Here is a 16,875-nt window from a genome sequence, read left to right on the forward strand (position 1 = left end):
AAGGGGAGGCGATATTCCGCCGAAATTTGTTTGACGTTTACGCGCACGTCAAATATTGTCATCCCATATCGGCCGGATTATCGCCGGCGCCCACGATGCGGAGGAACATCGGTAATGCCTGTTTACAAGGCCCCAGTTAAAGACACGCTTTTTATCCTGAACGACGTTCTCGGCTTGGAGCGGTATAACAACCTGCCCGGCTTTGAGGATGCAACCCCCGACATGATCGAGGCGATCACCGGCGAGGCCGCAAAGCTTGCCGAGGAGCGGCTTTTCCCGCTCAACCTTTCCGGCGACAGCCAAGGCTGCAAGCGCGCCGATGACGGTTCGGTCTCCGTGCCCGATGGTTTCAAGGACGCTTATGACGCCTATTGTGAAGGCGGCTGGATCGGCCTTGCCGTTCCGCCGGAGTTCGGCGGGCAGGGCCTGCCCTATACGCTGCATGCAGCTATCGGCGAATATATGTCGTCGGCCAACCTGTCGCTGATGATGTATCCGGGCCTCACGCAGGGTGCGATTGCCGCCGTTCTCGTGCATGGCACGCAGGAGCAGAAGGAAACCTATCTGCCGAAGATGGTCGAAGGCTCCTGGTCCGGCACCATGAACCTCACAGAACCCCATTGCGGCACCGATCTCGGCCTGCTGCGCACCAAGGCGGTTCCGCAGGGCGACGGCAGCTATAAGATTTCCGGCCAGAAGATCTTCATCTCCGCCGGCGAACATTCCATGACTGACAATATCGTCCATCTGGTGATTGCCCGCATCGAAGGTGCGCCGGAAGGCACCAAGGGCATTTCGCTCTTCATCGTGCCGAAATTCCTCGTGAAGGAAGACGGCACGCTTGGCGAGCGTAACGGCGTCACTTGCGGCGCAATCGAACACAAGATGGGCATCCACGGCAACGCCACCTGCGTCATGAACTATGATGACGCGACGGGTTATCTGCTGGGCGCGGAGAACAAGGGCCTTTCGGCCATGTTCGTGATGATGAACGAGGCCCGCCTCGGCGTCGGCTTGCAGGGTCTCTCCGTTGGTGAAATCGCCTATCAGAACGCGGTCGAATATGCCCGTGAACGTATTCAGGGCCGCTCGCTTTCCGGCGCCAAGTTCCCGGACAAGAAGGCCGATCCGATCATCGTGCATCCCGATATCCGCCGCACGCTGATGACCATCAAGGCTTACAACGAGGCCGGCCGCGCTTTCCTTCTGTGGACCGCGCTGCAATCCGATATCGCCCACCGCGCCGCTGACGAAAAGCAGCGGCAGGCGGCAGACGATCTGCTTGGCCTCGTTACGCCGATCCTCAAGGGTGTGCTGACCGACAAGGGCTTTGACCATGCTGTCATGGCGCAGCAGGTCTTCGGTGGTCACGGCTACATCGAGGAACATGGCATGAGTCAATATGTCCGCGATGCCCGTATCACCATGATCTATGAGGGCGCCAACGGCATTCAGGCGCTCGATCTGGTGGGCCGCAAGCTCGGCATGAATGGCGGCCGTGCCGTGATGGCGCTCTTCAAGGAAATCGGCGATTTCTGCGAGGAAAACCGCGCCGACGAAAAGCTTGCCCTTTACACCAAGGGTCTGAAGAAGGGTTTGAACGACCTGCAGGCCGCAACCATGTGGTTCATGCAGAACGCCATGGCCAAGCCCGACAATGCCGGTGCCGGTTCGACCGACTACATGCACCTCTTCGGCATCGTGGTGCTGGGTTACATGCAGGCGCGCATGGCGAAAGCCGCGAGCGAAGCGCTTGCGGCCGGCAGCGCTTCGGACGAGGATTACCTCAAGACCAAGCTTGTCACGGCGAAGTTTTATATGGAGCGCATCATGCCGGAAACGGCGCTGCGCAAGGCCCGCATCGAAACCGGCGCGGACACCATGATGGAACTGGCTGCGGAAGCATTCTGAGAAGGTTGGCGGTAAACACGCCGCAGGGAGAGAGTTTATGACCGACGTTTATATCTACGACCATGTCCGCACCCCGCGCGGACGCGGCAAGAAGGATGGCAGCCTGCATGAGGTGCCCTCCGTTCGCCTTGCTGCCAAGACACTGGAAGCCATCCGCGACCGCAATGGGCTCGACACCTCTGCTGTCGACGACATCATCATGGGCTGCGTCGATCCTGTCATGGATGCCGGCGCGGTGATCCCGAAAGCCGCCGCCTTCGAGGCCGGTTATTCCAACAGGGCGCCGGGCATGCAAATCTCGCGCTTCTGCGCCTCGGGTCTTGATGCCATCAACTTCGCGGCCGGCAAGGTCAAGGCGGGATCGGACGATATCGTCATCGCCGGCGGCGTGGAAAGCATGTCGCGCGTCGGCATGGGCATGTCGGGCGGTGCCTGGTACATGGACCCTTCGGTCAATTTCCCGGCCTTCTTCATGCCGCAGGGCGTTTCGGCCGATCTCATCGCCACAAAGTATGGTTTCTCTCGTGACGATGTCGATGCCTATGCCGTCGAGAGCCAGAGGCGTGCGGCGCATGCCTGGGAAAAGGGCTATTTCAACAAATCAGTCATTCCGGTGAAGGACTCAAACGGTCTGACGATCCTCGACCGCGACGAGCATATGCGCCCCGGCACGGACATGCAGGCGCTGGCTTCCCTCAACCCCTCCTTCCAGATGCCGGGTGAAATGGGCGGCTTCGAAGCCGTCGGTATCATGGCGCATCCGGAAGTGGAGCGGATCAACTACGTCCATCACGCCGGCAATTCATCTGGTATCGTCGATGGCGCGGCGGCTGTGCTGGTTGGCTCCAGGGCTGGCGGCGAGGCGATGGGCGTAAAGCCGCGCGCCCGCATCAAGGCTTTCGCCAATATCGGCTCCGATCCGGCGCTGATGCTGACCGGCCCGGTGGATGTAACCGAAAAGCTCCTGAAAAAGACCGGCATGAAGCTTGCCGATATCGATCTTTTCGAGCTCAACGAAGCCTTCGCTGCCGTCGTGCTGCGTTACATGCAGGCTTTCGATATCGACCACGAGCGGATGAACGTCAATGGCGGCGCAATCGCCATGGGCCATCCGCTGGGTGCAACAGGTGCGATGATCCTCGGCACTGTGCTGGATGAGCTGGAGCGGCGCGATCTGAACACCGCGCTCGTCACGCTCTGCATCGGCGCAGGCATGGGCACCGCGACGGTTATCGAGCGGGTTTGAGAGGCTTCGGCTGATACCGCAACGGTTCCTCCGTCATCCTCGGGCTTGACCCGAGGATCTATCCCCGGTGCTTAGATCCTCGGGTCAAGCCCGAGGATGACGGAGAAAGCGAAGCGGCCATTAAGATTCAGGGAAGAGGAATCCCAAATGAGCACTTATACCAATTTCACCATCGAGACGGACGCAGACGGCATTGCCCTCGTTACTTGGGACATGCCGGAAAAATCCATGAACGTCTTCACCTCTGAAGTGATGGACGAGCTGAACGCCATTGTTGACGCCACCGTCGCCGACAGCGCCGTCAAGGGCGTGGTTTTCACGTCAGGCAAGAGCACCTTTTCCGGCGGCGCCGATCTTTCGATGATCAAGTCGATGTTCTCCTTCTATAATGACGAGAAGGCGAAGAACCCGGATGAGGCGGCGGCAAAACTGTTCGAACTGGTCGGCCGCATGACGGGCCTGTTCCGCAAGATCGAGACCAATGGCAAGCCCTGGGTTTCCGCCATCAACGGCACCTGCATGGGCGGCGCCTTCGAACTCTCGCTCGCCTGCCACGGCCGCGTGGCCTCCAGCGCCAAGAGCCTCAAGATCGCCCTGCCGGAAGTCAAGGTCGGCATCTTCCCCGGCGCCGGCGGCACTCAGCGCGTGCCGCGCCTGACGGATGCGCAATCGGCACTGCAGATGATGACGACGGGCCAGTCGCTGACCGGCGCGCGCGCCAAGGCCATGGGTCTGGTGCATCAGGTGGTCGAGCCGGATCAGCTGGTCGCCACCGCAAAGCAGATGATCAAGGACGGCCTGAAGCCGGTCGCGCCCTGGGATGAAAAGGGCTTCAAGGCCCCTGGCGGCGGCATCTGGACGCCTGCCGCAGCCCAGCTGTGGCCTGCCGCTCCCGCCATCCTGCGTCGTGAAAGCGCCGGCAACTATCCGGCCGCGCTTGCCATCCTCAAATGTGTGTATGAAGGCCTGCAATTGCCCTTCGATACGGCGCTTAAGGTGGAGCAGCGTTATTTCACCGAAATCCTTCGCTCGAAGGAAGCCTTCGGCATGATCCGCTCGCTGTTCATTTCCATGCAGGAACTGGGCAAGGGCGCGCGCCGCCCGGCCGGCCAGCCGAAGACGGAGTTCAAGAAGGTGGGCGTCGTCGGCGCGGGCTTCATGGGCGCAGCTGTCGCTTATGTTACCGCCGCAGCCGGCATCCCCGTCACGCTGGTCGATCGCGATCAGGAAGCGGCGGACAAGGGCAAGGGCCATTGCGAAGAAAGCGTCAAGGCGGCCATCGGCAAGGGCAGGCTGACGCAGGATGAGGGCAAGGCCCTGCTCGACCTCGTTACTCCGACGGCGGATTACAAGGCGCTCGCCGATGCCGATCTCGTCATCGAGGCTGTCTTCGAAGACCGCGACGTGAAGAAGGCCGTCATCGAGGCCGTGGAAGCCGTGTTGCCCCAAGGCGCGATCTTCGCCTCCAACACCTCCACTTTGCCGATCACCGGGCTTGCGAAGAACTCGAAGCGCCCGACCGATTTCATCGGCATTCACTTCTTCTCGCCGGTCGAGAAGATGATGCTGACGGAAGTGATCCTCGGCAAGGAAACCGGTGACAAGGCGCTGGCCGTCGCGCTCGATTACGTGGCGAAGATCAGGAAGACGCCGATCGTCGTCAACGATACGCGCGGCTTCTTCGTCAATCGCTGCGTGCTGCGCTACATGGCCGAAAGCTACGACATGCTGATCGAAGGCGTACCCGCCGCCATGATTGAAAATGCCGCGAAATTCGCCGGCATGCCGGTCGGCCCGCTGGCGCTGAATGACGAGGTGGCGATCGATCTTTCCTACAAGATCCTCAAAGCCACCGTCGCCGATCTCGGCGAAAAGGCCGTCGATCCGCGCCATATGGAGCTGGTGAAGAAACTGGTGGAAGGCGAAGGCCGTTTCGGCCGCAAGAACGCCAAGGGCTTTTACGACTATCCGCCGAAGCCCGCCAAGAAGTCCCTCTGGCCCGGCCTGAAGAATCTCTATCCGCAGCAGAAGCCTGAGGACGTGGATATGGAGGTGCTGAAACAGCGCTTCCTCGTCACCGTGGCGCTGGAAGCGGCGCGCACGGTGGAAGAAGGCATCGTCACCGATCCGCGTGAGGCGGATGTCGGCTCCATCCTCGGTTTCGGCTTTGCGCCCTATACCGGCGGCGCGCTGTCCTATATCGACGGCATGGGCGTGAAGACTTTCGTCGCTCTGGCCGAAAAGCTCAGCGAGGCCTATGGCCCACGCTTCAAGCCGACGCCGCTCCTGAAGGACATGGCCGCCAAGGGCGAAACCTTCTACGGTCGTTTCGATCCTTACGCCAGCGCTGCCAAGGCGGCGTAAGGTTTCAGGAGAGATTACTGAACAGGCCCTTCGGGGGCCTGTTTTTTATGCCGCTCTCCCTGCTTTCCGTGCATCCTTTGCCCGGCTGAGGCGTTGAAAGGGCGTGACCGGGCGAAAGACGCCCGCCGCCGCAATTCAGCACGCCTCAGGAGACAGCGATGAAAGCACCACTGCGATCCCACGGTTTCGACAAGCCATCCGACCTTGACGACGAACTGGCCGAACTGGACGAAGAGGCCGAGGCTGTGGCCGCCGAAGCAAAGGTGGCAAAACCCGCAGCGAGGAGAACGCGTGCCGCCAATATCATCGACCCGGCGCTACGCGCCGAACTGGACGAGCTTCGCAAACAGGTCGACAAGATCCGCCGCGATGTCAAACGGCTGGAGGCGGCCCAACATTCCCGTCACAGGCCCGCACAGGCCCACCATGAGCGCGACCGGGAGAATTCCCGTCTGATGACGGTGGTGCGCTCCGTCGCCGTCACCTCGCTTGCCAGCCGCATCTTCGCGTCTTCGCCCGTCATGGCGGCGCTGGTGGCCGTGGTGCCTTTCGCGCTTGGCCTTGCTGCGCGGCGCAGTGAAGGGGCGTAGCCGCTCTACGCTGCGCTCTCTCGTAACCTTGCGACCCTTTCCGAACGCGTCCGCCCGTCGAATGCCGATCAGGGCCCGGCTGATGGCGGAGAGTGGATTTCCAGCCAGGATCCGGCCTCTGCCGGACACGCATTCCAGCCATCCACAGGCGCCGTGAAAAAACTGTCAAAAAACTTCGCGATGGCGCTTGCCATGTCCGAACAAGATGTTATAACCCCGCTCACTTTCGGGGCACCAAACGGCCCCGCCCGCCAAAAGCGGAGGTTCTTCAAGGACCTGAAGTGCCCGGATAGCTCAGTTGGTAGAGCAGCGGATTGAAAATCCGCGTGTCGGTGGTTCAAATCCGCCTCCGGGCACCATTTTTATCCAGCAAGTACAATAACTTACAAAGCCATGCGGTAGCTAACGCGCGGTAAATTCAAGTGCGTGTCACGTGTTATACCGTTTCCATACCGTTTTTAGTTTCATCAGGCGGTATCAGCGTTTGTCCACAGACTTGCCGCATCAGGCCATACCGTTTTCTATACCGCTGCCATCTCAGCACGGTGATCTGCAAGATTCGAGATCGTTCTCGATTGACGCGCAATCTGCCGACTGCTCCTTTGCTTCTGCAACAGGGAGCGGTTTCATGGCTATCATAGGCAACGAGAAGACTGGCGTGAGATTCAGTTTCAACGTGCGCGGCTTCATGTACGAGTCCGGCATCGATTGCCTACGTGACAGTTTTACAGCAGCCGCCAAGGGTATCCAAAATCAGATCCGGGAAGAGAACGAAGCCTGGGACAACCAGTCGGGCGATTACGAAATCGAGATCCAGTACGCAGAAGACGGATCAACGCTCTTCGACCCGGGAGATATTTATAACTACAAGATGGAGGCCTTACAGGAGGCATATGCAGAACTCAGGAAGGCATTCGCTATCACGATCTATCATTATTGGGAGCGCAGCATCCGGGTATATGCCAAGCTTCCTAATGGAAACCACGAGAAGCTGACTAAGGCGTCAGAGGGCCTCGGTTACACGATACCTCCGAAATTCGGACGTGTTCATCGTCTCGCAAACGCGCTGAAGCATAACAACGCAGACTGCGTGAACAAGCTGCACAAAGAGTGGCCCGAGGTGAGCGGAGTTCTCTTTAAAGCGGAGGGCGAACGCGATTGGTACGCCGGCATCGATCTCACCGATGAACATATCTATTACATGCTCGATCTGACAAAGCTTGCAGGACCATCGAGGAGCAAACTCAACCCTGGGAGCGCACCTGGGGCTGCGAACCCATCGGCCTGACATCAGTTCAAATCACTCCGCTTGACTCCCAGTCGAATGAGAACAAAATAGGAACAAATTCGTTGACGCGGATAACATTCCTAGGAGAACTCATGATCCAGCAACTCGCTCTCGATATCCCGGAGACGGAAACTGGCACTCAGTCGACCCCCGAGGTCGATCTCGCCGTGTCCGTCCTCAACGCCGCCGGCGGTGACCCTCTCGTCGCAATCCGCAGTCTGCTCGCCGATGCCGATTTCTTGCGTGACCAGCTCTTCATCGCGTCGTCGCTGATGTCGAAAGGGATCGGCCGCGGTTGGAAGCCGCAGTACGAGCGCGTTTGATGAAGCACCGTCGCGGCATCGACCTGCTGCAGCCGGACAAGATCGGCTACACTGTCGGCGAAGGCAGCCGCCGTAGCGAGCCGCTGTCGATGTACGAGACGCTCGACCGCCTTCCGGAATGGTATGTCATCGTTGGCTGGTGTCCACGCTGCCGTCGATATGGACAGGTCGAACGCAGGGACATCCGGCGTGTATTGGGGATCAAGGCCATCCTCTCTCGCGTAGAACGATGTCTGCGATGCACTGTCTGCAGAGAGCGGAAGAGCAACTCGGCATCGTTGCGAAAGCTGCCACGTTGACACCATGGATGAGTCCATGGTGTCGATCGTATTCAATTTACTCTGCCGGCAGATTTAGGGCTCACAGCGACTCCGGGTCCGTGTACCGATATCGTCCTAGTTCATCAGGAGGTATCGCGTTCATGGGCATGACGATTTTCGACAGTAAGAATCCGGCAGGCCGTGCCGGCCTCGAACTCGGCCTCCTCACGGCCGGCATCGTAGGATCGCTTGCTGACGCGCACGCTGCGGGTCGACAGGCTGCCGAAGAGCGCGCAGAACGTCGTGCTGCGTATCAGTATGCATGTGAGCTAGCAGAGGCACGTGGTCGTGCTGACGATCTCGGACGCGTTGCCATGCGAGCGGTGCGTCATGTCGCATCCCTTGAAGCCGAAGTTCGTCGTCTGCGTGTGGCTCTCCAGCAGCGGCAGGCATTCATTGATCGCTCGCGAGGTGCAGCATGAGTGTGATCCCGGATATGTCGAATGAAGGCCTGGTCGCGCAGTTCGGCGACGTAATGCATGAGCTTCCCGAGCTGTTCGAAGCTCTGCGCCGCTTCGAAATCGAAAGCCGCCCGGCTGTGACCTCGGGCGGCTTCAAAATGCGAGCTGACTGGCTATCAGTGCAGCGTAGCGGGAACATGCTTCGGATGGAGGTTGGGAACTCCGGGAGCGTGAAATAGCTCTCGCTGGACTTGGCGGAACAGCGCCGCGATCTGCTGCCGTTTCGCCTCTTCGACGTCTTCCTCGGTCGGGATCGCATAGATCTCGGCCTTTTCTATTTCTGCAGTCGCCTTCGGATACGCTGGTCTCACTTCCTTCGCCTCCAGACTCCTTGCGCAGGCCGATGTCGTCGACATGCCGAGCTTGCTGAGGTCTTCTTCCGATAGCTTCAGAAGCCAGTCCTGCTGATCCAGATCGAGCGCGGAGAGATCCATGCTCGCGCGGCCGGTGACATCAGCCTTGGCGTATGCGCGAACTACCTCGGCTGGCGACATCTTCTGGGTGATCGCGTCGACGGCAGCTTCCGTCTCCTCGGCGAGCTTCTTCGCATCTTCAACGTCGGCTTTCGTGAGATTTTCGAATCCTTCCGTCGACGGCGGAGACAGCATGCCGAGCCAGCGCAGTAGCGGCCCGAAGACGGCTGCGAGGAGCTGGAAGGCGGCGTTAAGCCACTCCAGCGGATTCAGCAACGCCCATATCGATTTCTTCTTCTTTTCCATTTTGACCTCCTTTGTCAGATGACCCAGGATTCCGCCGGCGGCTGAAAGCGACAAACGGCTGAAAATATCCATGGAAAAATCCGTGGACAGCGCCCCGAAATTACGAGTGATGCTTGTCTAACCAATTGTTGATAATTGATTTTTCGGATTTCCGCTCTTGCGAGTATCAGCCGACGGATACAGCATTTCTGTAACGGCATCCCGAGTGCCGCCAGCAAGGAGAAATGTAATGGAACTACAGACTGCCGTCTGCGAGACGCGACCACGCGCGCTCTATCACCTTACGGACGACGAGATCGTGTCGACTTTCCGCGAAGCCGAAAACATGCTTGCGCAATACGGCTGCGACCGTGCTCATGTTGCGGCCAAGCTGAGCCTATCGCCGACGACGCTCATCGCATACTCGCGTGGTGTCGCGACTGCTGCTCACCGCCGTATACCATCCGCTACGCTCGACCGGATCCGCGACCTCGCGGCGGATGCTTACTGGGAGTCGGCAGCGTGGCCGTACCGCTGTGAGATCGGCGGCGACAAGGGCGCGCACCTGACACCTGTCTACACCGCCCACGACCGCACCGGGCTCGTCCGCAATCGGCATCCACATCCGATCCGGATACAGGAAGTCGCCGACAAGATGGGCGGCAGCGTGCGCGTGACCTGGGCTATCTTCCCAAGTGTTACCGTGCCTCCGCTCGACGCGGCCGCCGCCCTCCGGAGCAGGTGGAGAACTGCTGCCTGGCAGCTTCGCGATCAGTTCGAGTTCATCGGAAGCGACGATGTCGATGCAGTCCTATGTGAAATCGCCGATTGCGACCGATATTCGCTGTGGAATTTCAGCACCGAATATCGGCCATGGATGACGCAGGTGACGATATCGCAGGTCGAGCGGCTTGAAGCCGCAATTGCTGACATCGAGTTCGGGGAGGAGATCGAACAGCGCGAGAACGCAGGGCAGCGGGAATGTTCTGAAACATAAAAGGCCCCGGAGAGAAATCTCCGGGGCCTTTGTCCACCCTCAGATGGTACTGAGGCCGTGCGTCTTACCATATCCCATATAGACCCTTGCGGGTGCGCTAATCGCGGGACTTCGAAGGAAGCCGCCTCATCCGCGACACAAGATGATAGTGTGTGCCGGCGGAGACGAATGCAAGATCAACTTACGGCTTCCGCGCCGACCGCTTCAACGTGATCTTCTTCTTCGCCTCGAATGCGATTGCGTACGTGTCGACCTTCATCTTCCTCACCGGAATCTTGAGTTTGCCGAGTTCCTCCCGAATGACCTCCTCGTGCTCAGGCGATATGCGCGAGCCGAGGAGTACGGATGTCACGATGCGGTGCGCCTTGTATGGTGCTGGCCCGATCGCTGGGCGGATAAGTCGCCATTCGCGTTCACTAGCCCACCTGACCGACTTGCAGGACAGGATCATCTTCGCCCGGTTCTCAGCCGTCTCGCGGTCGCGATAAAGCATCGGAGCAAGCTCGTTGTAAGTCATGCGGACGAATTCGTGTTGATCCGGAAGGCTGTCGAGGAGCCTCTTCACGTTGTATTCAACACAGATACCTGAGAAATTCTGGGCATAGTGCGCCCACATCGGCTCATGGTCCATGGTCTCTGAAAAGGACGCGATGCCGAGCGTATCGATGGCCATCCGTACTTCCTGGATGGTCTGGTCGTACTTCTGGCTCTCTTTCAGGAGAGCCGACTCCCGATGGCTACCTTCCATCGGATCATTCATGGACGCGTAGCTTGGGCAGTAGACGTACGCCCCGGTGATGGCGTCAAGCTCTTGGCGGAACTTGTTGGGATTCAATCCCACTAACGATCGATACCGATATAGTTGCCGCGGACGTGCGTAAGCTTTGATCTCTGCTGCCATCTGTTCCCCCAGTCCCAGCTCTACTGATAAGACATGGGGAAGGACAATTGCAATCGCTGGCTACGGCTGCCAGCCGCAGATCTTCGCACCGACACGATTATGCTCAAGGAGCTGCCGTGCCGTCCCGGAGGACATCGTCTCGACATCCTCGGCCGTCGGACGGATGGGTCTATTCGACGAGCACCAGTCAGTCGTCGCTGCGCACCCAGTGACGCAGCTCGTCACGTACATCAGCATCAGGAAGCTTCGATACGGCATCATTGATCTTCTCCCGCTCCCTCACGGCACCCATCTTCTCAGCGACCTGCTTGGCGCGCTCGACAGCCCGGCCATCGGCATAGATCTTCCAATAGACCGCGAGCGCGATGGCCACAAAAGCCGTCCACTTGGCCACGGTCTTGCCGACCGACGACATGATCCAGGTCAGCATCATCACTCCTTGCACACCCAGACCTGCCCGCCTTCGCGAACTTCGGCGCCCGGTTCAAACTTCTTACGGCCGACGCGCCAGCCCTCGTGCTTGCGCTCGTAGAAGCCGTAGCCAAGCGTCAGCAGGATCGTAGCTCCGCCCGCAATCGTGCTGACATCATCAGGGGAGAGCTTGCTGTCGGCCAACAGGATCGTGGCGACGATGGTGATCAGTGTGCGGATCAGGTCGAGCATCCGAGGATTCATGCGGCAACTCCTGCGGCGACGGCCGCGTAGGCAGCGGCACGCTCTTTCTGAACGCGGCTGCGGTGGATCAGATAGATGGCCAGCACGACGAGACCGACGGTGGCTCCAATCAGAATGATGGATTCAAGCCCTGCAAGATTCGACCAGTCCGTCGTCTGCGTTGCCGTCCCTGCGGATCCTGCCGCGCCAGCTCCGGATGCGGTCGCCGAATTCTTCGCGGCCTTGCTGCTGGTAGCTGCGGCGTCGGATTCCACCATGAGAGCAATCGGAAGCGATCTCGCCGAGATCCCGCGCGCTTCCATGGCCATGGACACGGATTCCGCTTCGACGCGCGACACCCGGGAAGTCCACCCCTTGCCGAAGGTGCTGAAAATTGTAAGGCCGCGAAGGAAGGACATCCGCTTCGCGGCCATAGACTTCACGGTCGCGATGGCGTCGGCCTTGGCGGCTGCTGAAATTGTCTGGTTTCCAACCTTGCCGTCGGCAGAGACCCCAAGGGCGGCCTGAAGCCATTTCGCGCCGCGGCTGACACCAGAATTCACGGCTCCGTCGAGTGTCGCATAGTCGATGCCGGCCGGCAGATCGTCGTATCGCACCTTGTCGGCGTAACGGGTCTTGTAGATGTCGTTGACTTCGGCTTCCGCGATCAGCCTGACCGATTGCTTCACCAGCTTCTTCGACGATCGGTATTCGTCGTAGACGGTCTGGATGATGCCGAAATTGGTGGCTCCGCCCGGATCCTTCGGGTGATTGCTGTATCCGCCTTCGGAGATGCGGATGCCTCGCATGGCACGTGCGTATGTCGTCTTCATGCGTTCACCTGGATGCTGACTGGAGCGCCTGTCGCTTCGATGAGAGCGGAGAGCATCCGAAAATTTAGAGGTTCTCCAGCGCGCAGCCTCTTCAGATGATCGAGGCGGATGGTCGGGTATCGGCGGCTGATGTCGACGGATGAGAGATTTCGAGCATCAATGTGGCGGATGACCTCTTCCGAGAGTTTGGACTCGATCTCGACCGCCGTGGCGCACTTGAAAGGGGTTGGTAGATAGGGGGCTGCCATGCTCGTCTCCAAGGATTGATGTTCATGTTATGTTCTAACATTGCGCAGCGCAAGAAAAGCGCCGGTTGGCGGGACTAGCGATCAGGATTATGAATGGGTTCAGTATCGATGGAGATCGAATCGGAGTGCAGCAGACGTCGTCAGAATCCTATCCTGTGAGCCTTGTCAGGACGCTTCGCACAGAGCTTGCGTCGGCCATTTCGGACTATTCCGCGAACGAGGTGCCGAACCTCTGTTCTCGGCTCGGTCTGCTCCACGGCGACCGCGAGGAGTCATTCAAGTCGAAGTTCAAGTATGCGGAACGACGCCTGCTCGAAAAGTCGGCGGCCGAGCTAATCCCCATCGCGGCCCGGCTGCTTGAGGAAGTGGACTCCTACAGTCTCTCGGAGGCTCGGTCGAAGCTGGACGAGCATGGCAAGCCGTTGGTTTCGGAGCTTACCCGGAAGCGGGTCGCCGCGATCTTCAATTCGAAGGTTCTGACAACAGACCACGACCACATGGCGTTCCTGAAGCGCATCTGGCCGCTCGATAAAATGCCATCGATCTTCGCCGAGCGGTACAGCGACCGAACTCTTGAAGACGATCTGTTCCAGGCGACGGTTCGGAACAGCGATTGGGATGATCGGGAGATCCTTGAAAACGTCGGGCTTCTCACGTGCTCGCAGAAGCAGTTCTTCCGCTTCCTTGAAGAAGTGACCAGTCCGCTCGCTCAGTCCCCGGATACGCAGGCGGAGCTGGTCACCGCTATCAACGACCACCTGCGCCACGACGGTTTTCGCCTGACGATTGTTCGCAGGATGTCGGGCAGTCCTGTTTACGAAGTCCAGGCGGCCGCCATCGGCAGCCCAGCGGATACGGGCATCTCGCAGGCATTGGCAGCGTATGATGCGGACACGATCCACGCCCGCTGGACGCAAGCTCTCGACCGTCGCGATACGAACCCGGAGGGCGCGATCACGCTTGCAAGGACGCTTCTCGAGGATGTCTGCAAATGGATAATCGTCGAAGCCGGCGAGGATTATGACGAGAAAGACGATCTTCCGGCGCTCTACAAGAAGCTGGCGAAGATCCTGAAGCTCGCGCCAGACGATCACACTGAAACCGTGTTCAAGCAGATTTTGGGTAGCTGCCAGTCGGTGGTCGAAGCGCTGGGTTCCCTCCGGAACAAGATTTCCGACGCCCACAGTCGAGGGCCCCGCCGCGTGCGGCCGGCTGCCCGACACGCACAGCTCGCGGTCAATTTGTCGGGTGCCATGGCCACCTTTCTGGTCGATACGTGGAATACGAGGAAGGTGGAGCAGAACGCGGCGGCCGATTAGGCGCGATACTTGTCGCCGACGAGCAACCCTACCTGCCTGTTGCCGTCAGAGTGGCCCACATGCCAGGCACCAACCCATCCCGTCGGCCCCTTGGCGTAGTCGGCTCGATGGATCAAGTTGCCCATGGAAATGCAATCATCGATCCACCATAGGCCGTGGTCGTGAGCTTTCGAGATCTTCACGCCCAGCTTTGCCAGCCCGGCGGTGGTGCCGCGAGCCCCGTTTGCTCCTACATCGCCATGGAAATTGTAGTATGTGCCGTAGACATGCAGTGGCTTGTCGGCGTTGACCAGTTCGAACTCGGCTGAAGGATTCGAACGGCGGATGACCCATTCGAAGACGTCGAAGTTCTCGCCACGGTCCATGGCGGCGCGACATTCATAATTTGCGAGGTGCCATAGCTTCGAATTCTCAACGGAGACCTCCGTAGACGGGCGCTGCAGCCAGCGCGCCAAGAAGTCGTCGTGGTTCGAATAGACGATGTAGCTCTTGCACCATGGCCGCGCCGTTTCGGACAGAAAGAGTGCTGCCTGATCGATTTCTGGCTCCACAAGCTGCTTCTTCTCGGCATGACGGCGATAAAGCGCCAGCGGGTTTTTGTCCTCGTGATGATTGATCGCCTGGCCGTCGAAGAGGTCGTTGAAAGCCTGGCCGCGGGCGCGGACGAGGTCGATGAGAGGACGGTCGCCCTCGGGATTGCCGCCGTATCCCCACATGGCACGAGCATAAGGTGGATAGATGCCGGCACGATGGGTGCAAGGAATTCCGAGAAATGGGCGATCGAGCTGGCCTTGCGATGCTTCGATGGCCTCATCGATGGTGTAGACGCTGCCAGCCGTAACGAAGAGGTCAAGATCGAAGAAGTTTCCTGTCTCAGGATCCGCGTCGATGTTCCGGATGAAGACCCTGTCCTGCGCGTCGATCTCGACGATGACGGCTCCGATCGTGTGCCGCTGAAGACCCTTCAGTCCGGCTTCTTGCTCGATGTAGTTCGGCGCTGTGCATGACCCGGTCGTCCACATGGTTACCGGATCGGAGAATTGGGGCCGCGGGACTGAAGTGATCGCGCGCTTCGGATGAGCAAAGATTGACGTCTTTCCACGGATATATCCATTGAGGCCGGTCAAAGGGTTCGACTTCGTCGGCCGCATATTCATTTCCGCGCAGAACTGGACGGACGGTGCAAGGTGCCGTCGGCTGCGGGTCACGAGATCGGCGAACATGGCCGACCACGGCGCGACTTCGAGAATGTCTTTCTTGCCGCGCTTGGCGAAAAGGCTCTTTCCGTAGGTGGCACCACCGATGACGATTTCGTATCCGCCGAGAGCTTCCGACAGCGCATGCAGGTTAACGACAAAGGGGCCGTGAGCGGGAGTGAGTGCCTGCGCCATCGTGAGGATGAAGCCACGTTGCCGGCTTCGGCGTGGCGCAGGAACATTGGGGCTGATGTAAATGTCGTCGACCGTCTGCGGACCTTCCCATTCTTCGGGCCACAGAACACCCGGATCAACTTTTACTCCTACGAGCTGCTGCTCGCCATCCTGGTCTGTCTCGTAGATGTCCTGCGGCTCTCCGGCCTCGCGATACCAGCCTTTTCCGAGCCAATTGCTGAAAGGCACCGTCAGCTCATCGGTGGCCACGCGCTCGCGGATATCTTTCTCGGACGGCTGCTTTGATTTCTGGATCTTGGCGGACTTTGTGGTTGCCGGAGCAGACTGCTCGACGGCTGGGATTTGGGTTCGGAGGCGGCGGAATTTTCGACCGCTGATGCCCAGGGTCGTTTCGATCTCTTTTGGCTTCTTGCCTTCGCAGATGAGGGTGGCGATAGCGGTTATGATGTCTGCTGAAGACTGACCTGTGGTGGCCGACGCGGTGGATACGTTCATTTCAACTTCCTTCTTCGCCGCCTCTTTCTCGGGCGGTCTGAAGGAATGGTTGTCGTCGGATCACTCCGCAGCAAGTCGTCAACGCATTGAAATAAAGGGTCAATTTGCAACTACGTTGACAGCGCTAGATATTGCAACGCCTCATGCTCCGAAGAATTTTTTCAGCACTGGGTCAACCAGTTGGCCGGCGATCCATGCAACTACGCTCGCGCCGGCGAAAATCATCGAGATGTAGGTCTTGGTGATGCGACGCTGGACCTTCATCTCGGCGATGTCGGACTTCACGGATCCGATATCGGCTTTGAGGCCATCGATTTCGGTCTTCATCGCGGTCTGGGTGGAGAAAAAGTTGTCGATCTTCGCCTCAAGCCGGGCCTGCCCCCGGATCAGCTCAAGAATCTCGGAAGGGGGAAATGCTGCATCGCTCATGTCTGGTTGTACTCGTGCCGGTAATGTGATCTCCAGTAAGTCGAACCGAATATCGTGCAAGATTCGAGAAGGGAAAGAGAGATTGGCGACGTTTACCCAAGCTGACCGTGACGCGATCAATGATGCGCTGGCGAACGGAGGGACGCATACGATGGTGATCCCCGGAACAGATATTTCGTCCAACAACGAGTTTGAGTCCTATGACGACGTTGCGCCGAACCTTTACACCGGGTTCCGCATGGATCCGACATCGGCAATCCAGAATCCGCGTGAAGCAGCTCTTATTCTTGTGCACGGCGACGGGTGGTCGCAGGTGATCTCCGCTGTGTATCGGCGCGGTGGCACTATCACGTACAAGAAGCTGCCGAGCGGCGACTTCGAGGCATTCATCGACATCTGAGGCGTTC

19 protein-coding genes and 1 tRNA gene are annotated in these 16,875 nt (G+C 59.1%); 12 read left to right on the top strand and 8 right to left on the bottom strand.

The genetic code is table 11. From position 1 onward, the window contains the following. Positions 1 to 114 precede the first annotated feature (114 nt). The 9 genes from DA915_RS02065 (at position 115) to DA915_RS02105 (ending at position 8,464) form a co-directional block, all read left to right on the top strand. Positions 115 to 1,911 (top strand): acyl-CoA dehydrogenase C-terminal domain-containing protein, encoded by a 1,797-nt coding sequence (locus DA915_RS02065; protein WP_003503500.1) that lies wholly within the window; start codon positions 115 to 117, stop codon positions 1,909 to 1,911. Positions 1,912 to 1,948: 37 nt separating this feature from the next. Beyond that, the gene (locus tag DA915_RS02070) at positions 1,949 to 3,157 is read left to right on the top strand and encodes an acetyl-CoA C-acetyltransferase (RefSeq protein ID WP_060722877.1); all 1,209 of its coding nucleotides are present in this window, start codon (positions 1,949 to 1,951) and stop codon (positions 3,155 to 3,157) included. A 147-nt stretch (positions 3,158 to 3,304) separates the two neighbouring features. Beyond that, positions 3,305 to 5,521 (top strand): 3-hydroxyacyl-CoA dehydrogenase NAD-binding domain-containing protein, encoded by a 2,217-nt coding sequence (locus DA915_RS02075; RefSeq protein WP_107674997.1) that lies wholly within the window; start codon positions 3,305 to 3,307, stop codon positions 5,519 to 5,521. A 158-nt stretch (positions 5,522 to 5,679) separates the two neighbouring features. Next, positions 5,680 to 6,111 (top strand): hypothetical protein, encoded by a 432-nt coding sequence (locus tag DA915_RS02080; protein WP_107674998.1) that lies wholly within the window; start codon positions 5,680 to 5,682, stop codon positions 6,109 to 6,111. A 283-nt stretch (positions 6,112 to 6,394) separates the two neighbouring features. Next, a tRNA-Phe gene (locus tag DA915_RS02090) sits at positions 6,395 to 6,470 on the top strand. 269 nt (positions 6,471 to 6,739) lie between these two features. Beyond that, positions 6,740 to 7,399, top strand: coding sequence for a hypothetical protein (locus tag DA915_RS02095; RefSeq protein WP_107674999.1), 660 nt, complete (start codon positions 6,740 to 6,742; stop codon positions 7,397 to 7,399). Positions 7,400 to 7,491: 92 nt separating this feature from the next. Next, positions 7,492 to 7,722 carry a hypothetical protein gene (locus DA915_RS02100; protein ID WP_107675000.1) on the top strand — a complete coding sequence of 77 codons (231 nt, stop codon included), beginning with the start codon at positions 7,492 to 7,494 and terminating at the stop codon, positions 7,720 to 7,722. Then, a complete protein-coding gene (locus tag DA915_RS28610) occupies positions 7,722 to 8,021 on the top strand; it encodes a hypothetical protein (RefSeq protein WP_153064509.1) in 300 nt (99 codons plus the stop codon). The genes DA915_RS02100 and DA915_RS28610 overlap by 1 nt, the downstream gene beginning before the upstream one ends. 122 nt (positions 8,022 to 8,143) lie before the next feature. Beyond that, positions 8,144 to 8,464: a hypothetical protein gene (locus tag DA915_RS02105; RefSeq protein WP_107675001.1), complete on the top strand. Its 321-nt coding sequence runs from the start codon at positions 8,144 to 8,146 to the stop codon at positions 8,462 to 8,464. Positions 8,465 to 8,619: 155 nt separating this feature from the next. On the opposite strand, the gene DA915_RS02110 is transcribed toward DA915_RS02105, so the two are convergent. Next, entirely contained in the window at positions 8,620 to 9,294 is a 675-nt protein-coding gene (locus DA915_RS02110; RefSeq protein WP_107675002.1) for a hypothetical protein, read from the bottom strand. A gap of 157 nt (positions 9,295 to 9,451) precedes the next feature. On the opposite strand from DA915_RS02110, the gene DA915_RS02115 reads away from it, so the two are divergent. Next, positions 9,452 to 10,198: a hypothetical protein gene (locus DA915_RS02115; RefSeq protein WP_107675003.1), complete on the top strand. Its 747-nt coding sequence runs from the start codon at positions 9,452 to 9,454 to the stop codon at positions 10,196 to 10,198. Between the two features lie 181 nt (positions 10,199 to 10,379). Here the strand turns inward: DA915_RS02115 and DA915_RS02120 are convergent, their stop codons facing one another. From DA915_RS02120 to DA915_RS02140, 5 genes are all read right to left on the bottom strand, one after another. After that, positions 10,380 to 11,099, bottom strand: coding sequence for a DUF2971 domain-containing protein (locus tag DA915_RS02120; protein ID WP_107675004.1), 720 nt, complete (start codon positions 11,097 to 11,099; stop codon positions 10,380 to 10,382). Between the two features lie 187 nt (positions 11,100 to 11,286). Then, a complete protein-coding gene (locus tag DA915_RS02125) occupies positions 11,287 to 11,532 on the bottom strand; it encodes a hypothetical protein (protein WP_107675005.1) in 246 nt (81 codons plus the stop codon). After that, positions 11,532 to 11,774 (bottom strand): hypothetical protein, encoded by a 243-nt coding sequence (locus DA915_RS02130; protein ID WP_107675006.1) that lies wholly within the window; start codon positions 11,772 to 11,774, stop codon positions 11,532 to 11,534. Before DA915_RS02130 ends, DA915_RS02125 begins: the two co-directional genes overlap by 1 nt. After that, entirely contained in the window at positions 11,771 to 12,586 is an 816-nt protein-coding gene (locus DA915_RS02135) for a glycoside hydrolase family 108 protein (RefSeq protein WP_107675007.1), read from the bottom strand. The genes DA915_RS02130 and DA915_RS02135 overlap by 4 nt, the downstream gene beginning before the upstream one ends. Further along, positions 12,583 to 12,834: a hypothetical protein gene (locus DA915_RS02140; RefSeq protein ID WP_107675008.1), complete on the bottom strand. Its 252-nt coding sequence runs from the start codon at positions 12,832 to 12,834 to the stop codon at positions 12,583 to 12,585. Before DA915_RS02140 ends, DA915_RS02135 begins: the two co-directional genes overlap by 4 nt. A 125-nt stretch (positions 12,835 to 12,959) precedes the next feature. On the opposite strand from DA915_RS02140, the gene DA915_RS02145 reads away from it, so the two are divergent. Further along, a complete protein-coding gene (locus tag DA915_RS02145) occupies positions 12,960 to 14,153 on the top strand; it encodes an abortive infection family protein (protein WP_244600686.1) in 1,194 nt (397 codons plus the stop codon). On the opposite strand, the gene DA915_RS02150 is transcribed toward DA915_RS02145, so the two are convergent. Continuing rightward, positions 14,150 to 16,039, bottom strand: a complete 1,890-nt coding sequence (locus DA915_RS02150) for a hypothetical protein (protein WP_107675010.1) — start codon at positions 16,037 to 16,039, stop codon at positions 14,150 to 14,152. The two genes, DA915_RS02145 and DA915_RS02150, sit on opposite strands and share 4 nt — an antisense overlap. A 141-nt stretch (positions 16,040 to 16,180) precedes the next feature. Further along, complete coding sequence (locus DA915_RS02155) at positions 16,181 to 16,468, bottom strand: hypothetical protein (protein WP_107675011.1); 288 nt, start codon at positions 16,466 to 16,468, stop codon at positions 16,181 to 16,183. 82 nt (positions 16,469 to 16,550) lie between these two features. On the opposite strand from DA915_RS02155, the gene DA915_RS02160 reads away from it, so the two are divergent. Continuing rightward, entirely contained in the window at positions 16,551 to 16,868 is a 318-nt protein-coding gene (locus DA915_RS02160) for a hypothetical protein (RefSeq protein WP_107675012.1), read from the top strand. Positions 16,869 to 16,875 lie beyond the last annotated feature (7 nt).

It is taken from the genome of Agrobacterium sp. LAD9 (assembly GCF_003031125.1).
Taxonomy (GTDB): Bacteria; Pseudomonadota; Alphaproteobacteria; order Rhizobiales; family Rhizobiaceae; genus Agrobacterium; species Agrobacterium radiobacter.

What these genes read in the sequence shown, in the direction of transcription:
- DA915_RS02065 (WP_003503500.1), top strand. Translation starts at nt 115, where the DNA reads ATGCCTGTTTACAAGGCCCCAGTTAAAGACACGCTTTTTATCCTGAAC.
- DA915_RS02070 (WP_060722877.1), top strand. Translation starts at nt 1,949, where the DNA reads ATGACCGACGTTTATATCTACGACCATGTCCGCACCCCGCGCGGACGC.
- DA915_RS02075 (WP_107674997.1), top strand. Translation starts at nt 3,305, where the DNA reads ATGAGCACTTATACCAATTTCACCATCGAGACGGACGCAGACGGCATT.
- DA915_RS02080 (WP_107674998.1), top strand. Translation starts at nt 5,680, where the DNA reads ATGAAAGCACCACTGCGATCCCACGGTTTCGACAAGCCATCCGACCTT.
- DA915_RS02095 (WP_107674999.1), top strand. Translation starts at nt 6,740, where the DNA reads ATGGCTATCATAGGCAACGAGAAGACTGGCGTGAGATTCAGTTTCAAC.
- DA915_RS02100 (WP_107675000.1), top strand. Translation starts at nt 7,492, where the DNA reads ATGATCCAGCAACTCGCTCTCGATATCCCGGAGACGGAAACTGGCACT.
- DA915_RS28610 (WP_153064509.1), top strand. Translation starts at nt 7,722, where the DNA reads ATGAAGCACCGTCGCGGCATCGACCTGCTGCAGCCGGACAAGATCGGC.
- DA915_RS02105 (WP_107675001.1), top strand. Translation starts at nt 8,144, where the DNA reads ATGGGCATGACGATTTTCGACAGTAAGAATCCGGCAGGCCGTGCCGGC.
- DA915_RS02110 (WP_107675002.1), bottom strand. Translation starts at nt 9,294, where the DNA reads ATGGATATTTTCAGCCGTTTGTCGCTTTCAGCCGCCGGCGGAATCCTG.
- DA915_RS02115 (WP_107675003.1), top strand. Translation starts at nt 9,452, where the DNA reads ATGGAACTACAGACTGCCGTCTGCGAGACGCGACCACGCGCGCTCTAT.
- DA915_RS02120 (WP_107675004.1), bottom strand. Translation starts at nt 11,099, where the DNA reads ATGGCAGCAGAGATCAAAGCTTACGCACGTCCGCGGCAACTATATCGG.
- DA915_RS02125 (WP_107675005.1), bottom strand. Translation starts at nt 11,532, where the DNA reads ATGATGCTGACCTGGATCATGTCGTCGGTCGGCAAGACCGTGGCCAAG.
- DA915_RS02130 (WP_107675006.1), bottom strand. Translation starts at nt 11,774, where the DNA reads ATGAATCCTCGGATGCTCGACCTGATCCGCACACTGATCACCATCGTC.
- DA915_RS02135 (WP_107675007.1), bottom strand. Translation starts at nt 12,586, where the DNA reads ATGAAGACGACATACGCACGTGCCATGCGAGGCATCCGCATCTCCGAA.
- DA915_RS02140 (WP_107675008.1), bottom strand. Translation starts at nt 12,834, where the DNA reads ATGGCAGCCCCCTATCTACCAACCCCTTTCAAGTGCGCCACGGCGGTC.
- DA915_RS02150 (WP_107675010.1), bottom strand. Translation starts at nt 16,039, where the DNA reads ATGAACGTATCCACCGCGTCGGCCACCACAGGTCAGTCTTCAGCAGAC.
- DA915_RS02155 (WP_107675011.1), bottom strand. Translation starts at nt 16,468, where the DNA reads ATGAGCGATGCAGCATTTCCCCCTTCCGAGATTCTTGAGCTGATCCGG.